The sequence below is a fragment of the Corynebacterium sp. HMSC056E09 genome, from assembly GCF_001813425.1.
GTDB classification, from domain to species: Bacteria; Actinomycetota; Actinomycetes; order Mycobacteriales; family Mycobacteriaceae; genus Corynebacterium; species Corynebacterium hesseae.
The window spans coordinates 1-12,002 of the sequence record NZ_KV812495.1; the positions used below are offsets into that span (position 1 = coordinate 1).

The following is a 12,002-nucleotide window of genomic DNA, read 5'->3' on the forward strand; positions in this document are numbered from 1 at the left end:
AGGTCTTCTCACCCTCACCCAGAACGGTCTTGCCATCCTTCTTGGAAATCAGCTCAGCGTTAAGGGTGTACTTCTTACCCGGAACCAGACCCTCATAGGTCACCGTGTCCTCAACCTTTGCCCCAGCAACAACCTGAGTCGAACCCTCAGCAAACTTAGCCTGAGTTCCGATCGACGGCTCTACAGACTCATCGTCTGGAAGACCAGGTTGATCCGGCGGCATAACTCGCTGACCGTGGGGATCTCCCCCTGGCTTCCCATCAGGTCCAATAATGGTGATGTAAGCGCCCTCAGGAGCCTTTGGAACCATCACGGATGGATCACGAACAAATTCGACAGCAAATCCATCACTGTTTCTTGTGGTCTTTATCTCGAAGCCAGTAAGCTGTTTAAACTCTTCTGCACTTCCGCCATCATTCTTGAAGTACGGATACCACTCATTCCCATATGGTTCGTTGTATTTGTAGTCATCACCGGTAATGGTCAGAGCTGCAACCTTCCGGTGAAGCGAATTAGAACCAAGAAGCGCAGCCAGATATACCGCGTAGGTTCGCGCAGCGGCCTTATCGTTTCGCTTGACGGCATCCTGCTGCTTCATAGCTACATTGATAGCGGCATCCCGGAACTCCTCGGGAATCGGAGCCTTTACCGCAGTTGAAGCAACATATTTACTATTATTCTGCATCGGAATCGAAGCAGTAGCATCGATACACCATGCCCAGCCTACATTGTTGGCCTTGTTTCCTTTGTGATAGTAAGTACTAGCCGGTTTTCCGGCCCACACCAGCGGTCCCCAAGATGTATCAGTAACGGGATCATCAGTCTTTTCACCCATAGTCATATTCGGCTTGAAGTCGGTCGGCTCAGCCGCATCCGCCTTCACCCAGGGAACGGTGACCATGGCCGCAATCACTGCTATTGCTGTGAAAACAGCAGTAAGGACCATCCACCCCTCTCTGGAGATATTCCTTAATTTACTCATCGTTTCCTCTTCGAATGATGTGAATGTCTACAAGTTGTTCTGCACAGCAGTAAGTTTCCGCTGAGACAATCTGAAATCTGGACGTAGGTTTTTACACCCTGACCGGCGATTCTCCTTAAGAATCTCACGTACTCTTATAGTCCACTCAGGATACTATCATCGCTCACAGCTAGCCGCAAGATAGTTGATTGCTGCATAACTTTTCCTTATACCCCCATTGGGCGATAAATCAGCAGGTAAAACGTGCCGTGCGCTTGACCTTTGGGCCGCTCTTCGCCAATACGTTCCCCTAAATGTTGACATGGCACATAATCCAGATTTTCTTAGATTTCCCCATTTAAGGTTTATTAAGCTTTTGCATAAGCGTTTCCTTAAGGCGGTGCTGAGCCAACCGGCTTCCCCGGACAGAAGATACCCCGCACACCTCTCCATCCCGCCGGCAACTAGCCCCCAGAAATGCACAGAAGTGGCCGCGCGTAACACACGGCCACTTCAATCACATTTAGCACCCCACTCCCCCGTCAAGGCGTGGGGTACCATTCCCCTTAACTTATAACGTCACTGTTTCTTTAATCGTCGGTGGAGCGGATGAGTTTCGGGTCGACGTCGACAACCGGCTCTGGGACCTCAATCAGCTCAATGTCGGAGACGGCATTGGCAGTCGGCTCCACGGGCTGTGAGTCGCCGTGGACGGTTTTATCAGCATTCGGGCCCACAGTGATCTTTCCGGCTGCGAGCGCTGCCCTGTCGCGGGCGGTCTCAACGTCCTCGGCAGTCGTAGCCACCATGCCCATGCGGCGGCCGGCGTATGCCCAGGGCTTGCCAAACAGGCGCACGTCGGTCTCTTCATAGGATAGGGCGGTGTCGAGGCCGGAGAAGGAGACGTCGTCAAGCTCGGCGTCCGCGTGCAGGATGACCGCAGCACCAGGGCTGACCATCGTCACATCAATGGGGAAGCCCAAAATCGCGCGGACGTGCAGCTCAAATTCAGAGAAGCGCTGCGTGTATCCGGTCAGCATGGCGGTATCCAAAGGACGCGGTGAGACGGAGGAGAAGTACACCTCATCACCCGCAACAAAAAGCTCAACGCCGTAGACGCCGCGCCCACCCAACTCGTTGGAGATACGCGCCGCAACGGAGCGCGCGTTCGCCAGGGCATCCTCACTCATCGCCATCGGCTGCCACGACTCCACCAGATCACCCTTCTCGTGGCGGTGACCAATGGGCTCACTGAACCACGTAGCCATCTTGCCCGTAGCCGGGTCAATGGAACGCACAGCAAGCAGCGTGACTTCATAATCAAAGTCAACGAAGCGCTCCACCACCACGCGCTTATACTCCGAAGACACGCGGCGCACCATGGACCAGGCCTCCTCCACGTCCTCTTCTTCCTTAAGAAGGATGTGGCCCTTCCCGGAGGTCGTAATATCCGGCTTCACGATGCACGGCAGCCCCAACTCCCCCACCGCCACTTGCAACTCCTCAGCGGACTCAGCAAAGCGATAGGCAGTGACGGGCAGGCCGATGCTTTCAGCGACCTCACGCACGCTCTCGCGGCACTGTGTCAGCTCACAGGCCCGCGCCGTCGGCACAACGGTGGTGCCGAATTCCTCGATACGCTTCAGCGCCTCCACCGCGACGGTCTCCACCTCAGGGACCACATAGTCCGGGTTGATGCGCTCTGTAAGCTCCCACACCTTGTGCGGGTCCCTGATGTCTGCGATGTAGCTAAAGTGCGCGAGCTGCTGCGCGGGGGCTCCTGCGTAGCGGTCCACGGCGTGGACCTCCAGCCCTAAGTTCTGAAAGGCAATTACCAATTGCTTGCCCAGCTCTCCCGCCCCCAAAAGAAGCACCTTGGTGGCGTTTCCTGTCAGCGGGGTTCCGATGTGGCCTGCGATGTCGCCTACGGTAGTCATTCTCGAATTATCGCACACTTCTGGTGCTGCATTGCTTGGCGACGTCCCCCAAACCCCCTTCAGAGGCATTAGAGGCATTAAACCGCCCCGCCTCTCCCGTGCGGTGGTTCCTATAGCCATGTGCACGGTGACACGGGAGAAGCTGGGCGGTTGTTGCGCGGCACCGTCACCGTTAGGCGGTGCCTGAGGTTCGTTCGTCTTGGACTGGCTGGCGCCTTACTGGTCCTGCATGACGTCGTGGCGCACGATGGTCTGGTCGCGGCCAGGGCCGACACCGATGTAGGAGATGCGGCAGCCGGAGAGCTCCTCCAGACGCAGGACGTAATCCTGAGCCTTCTGCGGGAGGTCCTCAAAAGTCTTGCAGTCAGTGATGTCCTCGTCCCAAGCCGGCATGGTCTCAAAGATGGGCTCCGCGTGGTGGAACTCAGACTGGGTCAGCGGCATCTCGTCGTAGCGCTTGCCGTCAACGTCATAGGCCACGCAGATGGGGATCTCACCGATGCCGGTGAGCACGTCCAGCTTGGTCAGGAAGTAGTCCGTGAAACCGTTGACGCGGGTGGCGTAGCGAGCCACCACGGAGTCGTACCAACCGCAGCGGCGCTTGCGGCCGGTGTTGACGCCGATTTCGCCGCCGGTGGTCTGCAGGTACTCGCCCCACTTGTCAAAGAGCTCAGTGGGGAAAGGACCAGCGCCCACGCGGGTGGTGTAGGCCTTGATGATGCCCAGGGAAGTCTTAATGCGCGTAGGACCAATGCCGGAGCCGACCGAGGCACCGCCGGCCGACGGGTTCGAGGAGGTCACGAAGGGGTAGGTTCCGTGGTCAACATCCAGCATGGTGGCCTGGCCGCCCTCCATAAGGACGTGCTTGCCAGCATCCAGTGCTTGGTTCAGCTCAAGTTCGGCCTCAATGACCATCGGGCGCAGGCGATCGCGGTAGCTCAGGAAGTACTCCACAACCTGCTCCGGATCGATGGCCTTGCGGTTGTACATCTTCACCAGCATCTGGTTCTTAATATCCAAGGCGGACTCGACCTTCTGGCGCAGGATGGACTCATCAAAAATGTCCTGCACACGGATGCCGATGCGGGCAACCTTGTCGGCGTAGACAGGGCCGATGCCGCGGCCGGTGGTACCGATAGCGCGCTTGCCTAAGAAGCGCTCCTGCACGCGGTCCAGGGTCTGGTGGTAGGGCGCCACGAGGTGCGCGTTGGCGGAAATCTTAAGGCGCGAAGCGTTAGCGCCGCGGGCTTCGAGGCCGTCGATCTCATCGAAGAGGGCCTCCAAGTTAATGACCACGCCGTTGCCCAGGACCGGGGTGGCGTTTTCAGAAAGAATGCCGGCGGGAAGGAGCTTCAGCTCATACTTCTCGCCGCCGACCACGACGGTGTGGCCGGCATTGTTACCGCCGTTGGGCTTAACCACGTAATCGACCTTGCCGCCGAGGATGTCGGTAGCCTTGCCCTTGCCTTCATCGCCCCACTGGGCGCCGACGATGACGATCGCTGCCATGTTGGTGTCACTTCCTATTTATTGAAGTCAAATACGCACCTACTTTACCCGGCATGACGGTATGGCGGTGGGTTTGTGACATGGTCATCAGGAATTGATGCGGTGGCGGCATGGGGTGGGCTAGACGTTTTCGGTGTTTTCATCGTCGGCGCTGCCACCGCCCGAGCCCTCCTCATCGAAGTAGATGGTGTCATTGGTAAACATCAACCGCGACTTGTCCGGGGTGCTGACGATGATGCCGTCATCGACAACAGCGATTTGGGCTTCAACATCACCGATGCCGATTCGGTAGAGCCCGTTGCCCTCGATCTTTGTGCCGTTATTTGGGATTTCATCGTCATACTGAGTGAACTCAGTACTGCCTTCTAGAGGCAGGAAGGTCACCAGGTTGAATTCCATGCCCTCCGGCATTGGGGTCTTGCCACCCTTGATGGCCCAAGTCCTGCCGTCGCCATGCGCACAGTCAATGGCGTTGTTTTCTTCAATGATGCCGCAGACCATGTTCCAGCCATCGGCGGAAATGGTGAAGAGCTCTTCGCCGCGGAGGTCTTCTTCATCCTCAGCCAAATCTGCGGACTCAGTCGGTTCCGAATCCACGTCGATGAAGAAGATGTCCGAATTCACACCATCGAAGGAGTTTTCCATGGAGGTGGCTTCGGCGCCTGGGCGCTTGTTTACTTTGCCCTTAACACCGACGATGTCACCGTCGGTCTTGGACTCATAAGTATAGCCCTCACCGTCCTCTTCCACTTCGAAGGACGTGGACGTGATGTAGAGGGCATCCTCGTCCTTGAGTTCGCCCTTGGTGAAGAAGACGGGGACTTTGACATCCTCCCCATCGAACGTGCCCTCCAGCACCGCGTAGCTGAGGAACTTGCAAGCGTCGTATTCATCTTCACTGACGCTCACGTCTTCAAACTTTTCAGTCGAGCCTTTCACGTAGGCTTCTTTATTCTCGAGGACCTTGCTTAGCTCGGTATCCTCGAGCTCCTTCGAGTCATCGCAATCGGCGTTGGCGCTCGAAGAGGACGTGCTGCTCGATGTCGACGTGGCCTTCGAAGAAGTAGGCGCCGCCGAACTCGTCGTGGACTCGGCGGCAGCCTCGATGAATGCTGGCTCCTCGGCTTCCGTCAGCGCACCGCCGATGAGGCTGCACGAGCTCATCAGGAGCCCGGCGGTGGATACAAGTGCAAGAACTGTCAATCGGGTGGACATGGTACTTACCTCCGGCTGTTAGGAACTTAAGAATTGATTGCTAAGAAGTTGGGCGTTGCCTTGGAGCCTACTGGCGCATTGTGATGTGCACTACTTTTCTGGGGAAAGCTCCACTGTCTGCATGCCGCGCATGGCGTGTTTTAGCGAAGCTCTTTCCACGCTTCTATGCTTCTTGTATGATCTGTGCGCTTGTAGACTGCGGCGGCCACTTCACCGACGCCCACACCACTGCCCTCATTGAGGCCTCCCAGCGTGGTATACGCGTCGAGCACTTCCGCTTCGCAGAGGTTCCCAGCCGGCAGGAGTTGAAGGCTATTGATGCCCTGGCCAGCGAGATTCTCCCGGAGGACCCCACCCCATCGCTGGATGAAATTGCCGCACAGCCGGACGTGAGCCACCTCGGCACACCAGGGCCAGCGCCCCAGGCCCCATTCCTGCGCGAACGGCTGCGCGTCGTCGTCATCGGCAGCGATGCCGCGCTGAGCGCCGTGCTCACCCGCATGATGCGGGCGGATTACCTGTGGGCCGAGGTGGGCTATGTCCCAACTAGGGAGCACTCCACCGCGGCGATGAATTGGGGGCTGAAATCGAGCGAACCGGGGCAAGTTCTCGACGAGCAAGGTGCTGCCTCGGAGGAGGCTCTCACCTTTGCCATAACCGCACCCGCCAAGCCAGTGCCGCTTATCCGCAATGATGCGGGCCTCGTCGTGGCGGGTTCGGCAACGATTGCAGAATGGTCGAACGAGGAGATCACCGGTGAGATCATCGTCGACGACGCCGTGCTGCTGCGCGCGGACCGCGAGAAGGATGTCTTCGGTGCAAAGCTCGTGCCGATGACGAATGCGCCGGGCATCGTCGCGGCGAAGGCGGTGACAAGTTTTGAGGCAAACGAAGCGCCGCGCCGTGGGCTCTTCGCCCGCCTGCGCAAGCCTGCCCAGCCGGGGCAGCTCGACCCGTCCAGCGTCGTGCAGGGCCGGGCGGTGCAGGCAGGGGGACCGGCGCTCAGCGTCAGCGTCGATGGAGTCCGCGCCAAGAGGCCGGTCAAGCGCGTGACGTTCTACCGTCACCTGCGGGACCTACAGATAGTGCGGCCCTAATTCTCGCGGTTGAAGGAAAACGAAAGAAGGATTCGGCCAGCATTACCTTTACAGCACTAGGCTCGAAACCGAATCCTCACCGCATGCGCATTGTGCAATGCACCTAGGCGGTCTGCGGAAGACTCTACCACTCCCCGTAATCCCTACGTAGCTGGCTGGAAGCACACACATACCCCAGTTTTTCTGCGGCTGAGGCGTGGCTTTTTAGTCCTAGGCAGTACACCCCTAGTCCTCTTCCCGCACCTCCGGCGGGTAGGCCGGGTGCTTCGAGGTCGGCACCAGCTGTGCCACGGCGGACTCACGCGACATGCCGCACACCATGAGCAGGTCCACGATGACGGAGCGGGTCTGGGCCAGCACAGCATAGGCGGAGAGAACTGCTTCCTCGCCGGCGACGTCTATCGAGCAGCGCGCTGCCAGCTGGCGCAGGCGTTTGACTATCTCCGGAATAGCATGCGCCTCATCCACGCGGCGCTCATGCGCAGTTTGGTGGGTATAGAGGTCGGAGAGCTCCATCGTGATGTCGGCTAACTCGTCGATAAGCTCCACTTGCTCGGCAGTGGCCTGGTCGCCGTCCTCGGCGAGCACGAGGGCACGGCGGGAGAGCACGCGGGTGCCGCGAACCACGTTATCGACCGGCGTGAGGATGCGCTCCAGCGAGCGGACGTTGCGCTGCGAGCTCCACAGGAAGGGCGAGAGTTTTGCGGTCTCCGCGCCGCCTTTGGTGGCGTTGAGCATGTTGTTAATGTCGTCCTGCGTGCCGCGCACGGCATCGCGGGCCTCCATGATGGTTTCTGGATCATTGTCCGCAAGGCCCCTGGAGACATCGGAGAGAACCGAGGCCGTAATGCCCAGGACCTTCGAGACTTCCGAGCGGCCCGCCCGCAGGGGCGAGGAGGGAATCAGCACAATCATCGTGAGGCCGATAACCGCGCCGATGATGGCGTCGATGGCGCGGGAGAGCCCGCCCATTTCTTCCGGCGGAAGGATGGTGGCGATAAGGATGGCAGCGATGACGATCTGGTTGCTCACCATCTGCGAGCCCGTGACGAAAGAGCCGATCACCAGCGCCAGACCGATGATGATGGTCATGTGGATGGGGCCGGTTCCGAGGGCGTCGACAAGCAGCGTGCCCACCAGCACACCCACGATGCCGCCGATGGACATGTCGACGGCGCGCTTGAGGCGGTCACTGCCCGAAAGGCCGAGGATGATGATGACGGCCATCGGGGCAAAGAAGGGCTGCTCGTGGCCGAAAAAGTCATGCGCAACATAGAACGCCAAACCGGCACCGAGGGTGCTCTGAATCATGAACACCAGGCGGTTGCGGATGCGCGTGAAGCGCGACTTCAGAGATTTATCCACCAACCGCAGCTGCTCGCGGGTGGTCCTGCGGACGCGTTTGACTCCCGGTGACGAATTCGACGATGACTCTTGCGCTTCCATGATTCCGGTATTTTACGCGTTCTGCTGATGGGGTTGGGTATGCAAAAGCCACCCCTCGAGGGCGAAGGGTGGCTTGTTGAGATGTGCTGAATCAGCACGGCGTCCAGGAGGAGCCGACGTCAGCTGGACGTTGGTTTACTTAGAAACGGTCTTGCCCACGGAGTGCAGGTCGGTGCAGGCCTCAACCACGCGGTCAGCCATGCCCTGCTCAGCCTTCTTCATGTAGGAGCGCGGGTCGTAGACCTTCTTGTTGCCAACCTCGCCGTCGATCTTGAAGACGCCGTCGTAGTTAGCAAACATGTGGCGGGCAACCGGGTTGGTGAAGGCGTACTGGGTGTCGGTGTCCACGTTCATCTTGACAACGCCGTAGCCCAGAGCCTGCTCAATCTTCTCCTTCTCGGAGCCGGAGCCGCCGTGGAAGACGAAGTCGAAGGGCTGGGAGCCTTCTTCCAGGCCGAGCTTCTTCACGACGGTCTTCTGGCCCTCATCCAAGACCTCCGGGCGCAGCTTCACGTTGCCCGGCTTGTAGACGCCGTGGACGTTGCCGAAGGTAGCGGCCAGCAGGTAGCGGCCCTTCTCGCCGGTGCCGAGGGCATCGACGGTCTTCTCGAAGTCCTCCGGGGAGGTGTAGAGGTTTGCGCCAGCCTTGGCCTGAACACCGTCCTCTTCACCGCCGACGACGCCAATCTCAACCTCGAGGATGATGTTGGCGTTGTGGGCCTTCTCGAGGAGCTCCTGGGCAATCACGAGGTTCTCATCGATCGGGATAGCGGAGCCATCCCACATGTGGGACTGGAAGAGCGGAAGCTCGCCGCGGTCAACGCGCTCCTGGGAGAAGGCGATCAGCGGGCGCACGTACTCATCCAGGACTTCCTTCTGGCAGTGGTCAGTGTGCAGCGCAACGTTAATGCCGTAGTGCTTTGCAGCCTCGTGAGCGAAGGCAGCCAGTGCCTTGGCGCCGGCAACCTTGTTCTTCACGGACAGGCCGGAACCGAACTCGGCGCCGCCGGTGGAGAACTGGATGATGCCGTCGGACTCAGCCTCGGCGAAGCCGCGGAGTGCGGCGTTGATGGTTTCGGAGGAGGTGCAGTTAATTGCCGGGAATGCGAAGCCGCCCTTCTTGGCGGTATCCAGCATCTGGTTATAAACCTCAGGGGTTGCAATAGGCATGAAATTCCATCCTTTGGAGTTGCTGTGCAGTAAGCCGTGCCGTCTCACAAACCAGCGAAACAACACGTTCCAACATCCAAGTATGCCTGTTATTGTGGTTTTCCGCCGCGAGAAGCGGTGTGACCTCACTTAAACCCCGGCTCCCATGGACTTAAACAGCCCCTTGAGCTGGGCATATTCTGCCGTCAGGCGGATTCTGACTTGTACTTCACAATTCGGGTGCAGGCTTCCAACAACATCCAACCGGACAATTGAACGGACAAATCGCGCTCGGCCACGCGGATAATACCCACCTTCTGGCCCAAGGAGGAAGGCCCAAAACCGTAGTTGTGGGGCAGCTTTGCATCCGCGGTCCAGTCGGAGCCGAAAATGGGCAAGCCGTCCACCTCTAGGCGGTGTTCCCAGACGGATTCCGCCGAGGCCGTCACCAGCCGCGCGGCCAGCTTCTTCGTCGCGCGGTTAGCCGGGGAATCACCCGGCAGGCGCACCGCCACGTCAGCCAGGTAGCGGGCAAGGATGCCTTTGAAGAGGCCACCGTCGCCGTCGCCAGTCTGCCAATCAATGACACCCGTATACGTTGCCATTCCCGTGGCTACTGCCTGGACGAGGCCGCGGATCCGGGTGGTGTAGTCCATCATGTCCGCGGCGAGCTCGGCCTCATGAATGGTGTCGATGTCCTCCACGGAGCGCAGGCCCGTCTGCTTCCGCAGCGCCAGCACAATCTCCAAGCAAGCACCGAGCACCACGCCCTGGCAGTAGGGGTGGATATTGCGGACGATTTCCTGCCCGTCCATGCGCATGCGGATGCCGTCCATGACGAAGCCATCGTCATCGATGAGGTGATCGTAGATCCAGTCCACGATGTGGCGGGCCTCATCCACGCGCCCCATGCGGGCGAGCATGATAGCGCCCGGCCCGTTGGAAGGAACGTTGAGGAAGGTCTCGCCCTCGCGCCACGGCAGCACGCCCACCTGGGAATCGATGCCATCGCGGATGTTGTGCTGCAGGGTGCCCAACTTCTTGTAGGGGCGCTGCTTCTTCAGTTCACCGGCACGGGAAATAGCCAGGGCCATCCAGGCCTTGTCGTCGTAGTAGCGGTTCTTCGTCAGCGCGCGGAGGTTGCGCACGTGGATGCCGCGGATGGTATCGGAAATGCGCGCGCGGCGGGCCTTGGTGTTCTTGCGCAAGGCGGCGTCGACAAGACAGTCCAAATAGTGCGCCTGCCACCAATAATGCCAGTGCACAAAGAGCGATTCTTTGGTGGTGGGTGGCCAACTCACCACGGCAAGGTTGGTACGAGGCAAGCCCCACACGGCTTGCGCGTGGCGCTCATTGATGGCTGTCTCCGCGAGGTCAGCGCGGTGGGACCATTTCTCTAACACTGTTGTCTCATCATTCTTAAATGTGAATTCGTTACCTAGATGTAAACACAGTGCGCGGGATCTCACCAAGCTTTTGATAAATCCGCATGCTGGCGAATCCACGCATGCATGGCGATGCCTGCGGCCACGCCCGCGTTGATGGAGCGAGTCGAACCAAATTGCGCGATGGAACAGGTCATCAGCGCCGCATCTTGTGCCTCCGGGCTCACCCCGGGCCCCTCCTGCCCGAAGAGGAGCAGGCAGCGCTCGGGCAATTCCGCGGTCTCCAGTGGAACGCACCCGGGGGTGTTATCGATGGCCACGACGGTGAGGCCTTGGTCGGCGGCCCAGGCCATCAGATCGCTGACGTTCGCGTGGTGCATGAGGTGCTGGTACCTGTCAGTCACCATGGCGCCGCGCCGGTTCCAGCGGCGCCGGCCCACGATGTGGACGGTGTCGACAGCAAAGGCGTTGGCGGTGCGCACCACGGTGCCGATGTTGGAATCGTTCTCGAAGTTCTCGATGGCGATGTGCAGGGCGTGCCGGCGCTTATCGATGTCCTCCCGGATCGCCTCGCGCGTCCAGTAGCGGTAGGCATCGACGACGTTGCGACGATCCCCTTCCGCGAGCAGCTCGGGATCGTACTTCTCCGCCTCCGGGCCCTGCGGGATCGGGCCCTCCCAAGGGCCGACGCCGTGGCGGCCCTCATTCCATTCGGTAGGGCCCTTGGCTTCCGCTTCGTCCTCAGGCTTAGGCAAGGCCGAGGTCCTCAAGACCCAACAGGTAGCGGTACTCCAAGCCCTCGGCGGCGATGGCATCGCCAGCGCCGGTGTTGCGATCCACCACGGTGGCCACGCCGACGACCTCAGCGCCCGCCTTGCGCAGCGCCTTCACCGCGGTCAGTGGGGAGTTGCCGGTCGTGGTGGTGTCCTCGACGACGAGCACCTTCTGGCCCTCAACGTTAAAGCCCTCGATCTGGCGCTGCATGCCGTGCTTCTTGGCTTCCTTGCGGACGACGAAGGCATCGATATCGCGACCGTCAGCGTGCATGATGGCCAACCCGACCGGGTCCGCGCCCATGGTCAGACCGCCGGCGGCGGCGTAATCCCAGTCGGCGGTGAGCTCACGCAGCAGCGCGCCGATAAGCCGCGAGGCCTCGTGCTGCAGGGTGGCGCGGCGCAGGTCCACGTAGTAATCGGCCTCCTTGCCGGAGGACAACGTGACTTTGCCGTGGACGACGGCCAGCTCCTTCACCAGCTCTGCTAGGCGTTGCTTCTTCTGCTGATCCAGGCTCATCGCTCGCTCC

Annotated in this window: 10 protein-coding genes; 1 reads left to right on the forward strand and 9 read right to left on the reverse strand. The window is 59.9% G+C overall.

Going from position 1 to position 12,002, the window contains the following annotated elements; all coding sequences use genetic code 11:
* The 4 genes from HMPREF2912_RS13000 to HMPREF2912_RS06425 all read right to left on the reverse strand — a co-directional run.
* The coding region (locus HMPREF2912_RS13000) for a VaFE repeat-containing surface-anchored protein (RefSeq protein ID WP_168166646.1) at nt 1-982 on the reverse strand (982 nt) is incomplete at its 3' end.
* A gap of 569 nt (nt 983-1,551) precedes the next feature.
* Nucleotides 1,552-2,898, reverse strand: coding sequence for a formate-dependent phosphoribosylglycinamide formyltransferase (gene purT / locus HMPREF2912_RS06415; RefSeq protein ID WP_070683609.1), 1,347 nt, complete (start codon nt 2,896-2,898; stop codon nt 1,552-1,554).
* A 216-nt stretch (nt 2,899-3,114) separates the two neighbouring features.
* Nucleotides 3,115-4,407, reverse strand: coding sequence for an adenylosuccinate synthase (locus HMPREF2912_RS06420; RefSeq protein ID WP_070523587.1), 1,293 nt, complete (start codon nt 4,405-4,407; stop codon nt 3,115-3,117).
* Nucleotides 4,408-4,527: 120 nt separating this feature from the next.
* Entirely contained in the window at nt 4,528-5,622 is a 1,095-nt protein-coding gene (locus tag HMPREF2912_RS06425; RefSeq protein WP_070683611.1) for a hypothetical protein, read from the reverse strand.
* A gap of 176 nt (nt 5,623-5,798) precedes the next feature.
* Between HMPREF2912_RS06425 and HMPREF2912_RS06430 the strand changes: the two genes are divergently transcribed.
* Nucleotides 5,799-6,719 (forward strand): hypothetical protein, encoded by a 921-nt coding sequence (locus HMPREF2912_RS06430; RefSeq protein ID WP_070683613.1) that lies wholly within the window; start codon nt 5,799-5,801, stop codon nt 6,717-6,719.
* Nucleotides 6,720-6,944: 225 nt separating this feature from the next.
* Here the strand turns inward: HMPREF2912_RS06430 and HMPREF2912_RS06435 are convergent, their stop codons facing one another.
* From HMPREF2912_RS06435 to pyrE, 5 genes are all read right to left on the reverse strand, one after another.
* On the reverse strand, nt 6,945-8,165 hold the full coding sequence (locus HMPREF2912_RS06435) for an FUSC family protein (RefSeq protein WP_070683614.1): 1,221 nt from the start codon (nt 8,163-8,165) through the stop codon (nt 6,945-6,947).
* 135 nt (nt 8,166-8,300) lie between these two features.
* Nucleotides 8,301-9,335: a class II fructose-bisphosphate aldolase gene (gene fbaA, locus HMPREF2912_RS06440; RefSeq protein ID WP_070523601.1), complete on the reverse strand. Its 1,035-nt coding sequence runs from the start codon at nt 9,333-9,335 to the stop codon at nt 8,301-8,303.
* Between the two features lie 185 nt (nt 9,336-9,520).
* On the reverse strand, nt 9,521-10,717 hold the full coding sequence (locus HMPREF2912_RS06445; protein WP_070523604.1) for a glycoside hydrolase family 76 protein: 1,197 nt from the start codon (nt 10,715-10,717) through the stop codon (nt 9,521-9,523).
* A 62-nt stretch (nt 10,718-10,779) separates the two neighbouring features.
* Nucleotides 10,780-11,454: a TrmH family RNA methyltransferase gene (locus HMPREF2912_RS06450; protein ID WP_070523608.1), complete on the reverse strand. Its 675-nt coding sequence runs from the start codon at nt 11,452-11,454 to the stop codon at nt 10,780-10,782.
* Complete coding sequence (pyrE, locus tag HMPREF2912_RS06455; protein ID WP_070523611.1) at nt 11,447-11,992, reverse strand: orotate phosphoribosyltransferase; 546 nt, start codon at nt 11,990-11,992, stop codon at nt 11,447-11,449. The genes HMPREF2912_RS06450 and pyrE overlap by 8 nt, the downstream gene beginning before the upstream one ends.
* Nucleotides 11,993-12,002: the final 10 nt, after the last annotated feature.

Bases quoted from the DNA above. Each gene is read 5' to 3' on its own strand.
- purT (WP_070683609.1), bottom strand. From the start codon at position 2,898: ATGACTACCGTAGGCGACATCGCAGGCCACATCGGAACCCCGCTGACA.
- HMPREF2912_RS06420 (WP_070523587.1), bottom strand. From the start codon at position 4,407: ATGGCAGCGATCGTCATCGTCGGCGCCCAGTGGGGCGATGAAGGCAAG.
- HMPREF2912_RS06425 (WP_070683611.1), bottom strand. From the start codon at position 5,622: ATGTCCACCCGATTGACAGTTCTTGCACTTGTATCCACCGCCGGGCTC.
- HMPREF2912_RS06430 (WP_070683613.1), top strand. From the start codon at position 5,799: ATGATCTGTGCGCTTGTAGACTGCGGCGGCCACTTCACCGACGCCCAC.
- HMPREF2912_RS06435 (WP_070683614.1), bottom strand. From the start codon at position 8,165: ATGGAAGCGCAAGAGTCATCGTCGAATTCGTCACCGGGAGTCAAACGC.
- fbaA (WP_070523601.1), bottom strand. From the start codon at position 9,335: ATGCCTATTGCAACCCCTGAGGTTTATAACCAGATGCTGGATACCGCC.
- pyrE (WP_070523611.1), bottom strand. From the start codon at position 11,992: ATGAGCCTGGATCAGCAGAAGAAGCAACGCCTAGCAGAGCTGGTGAAG.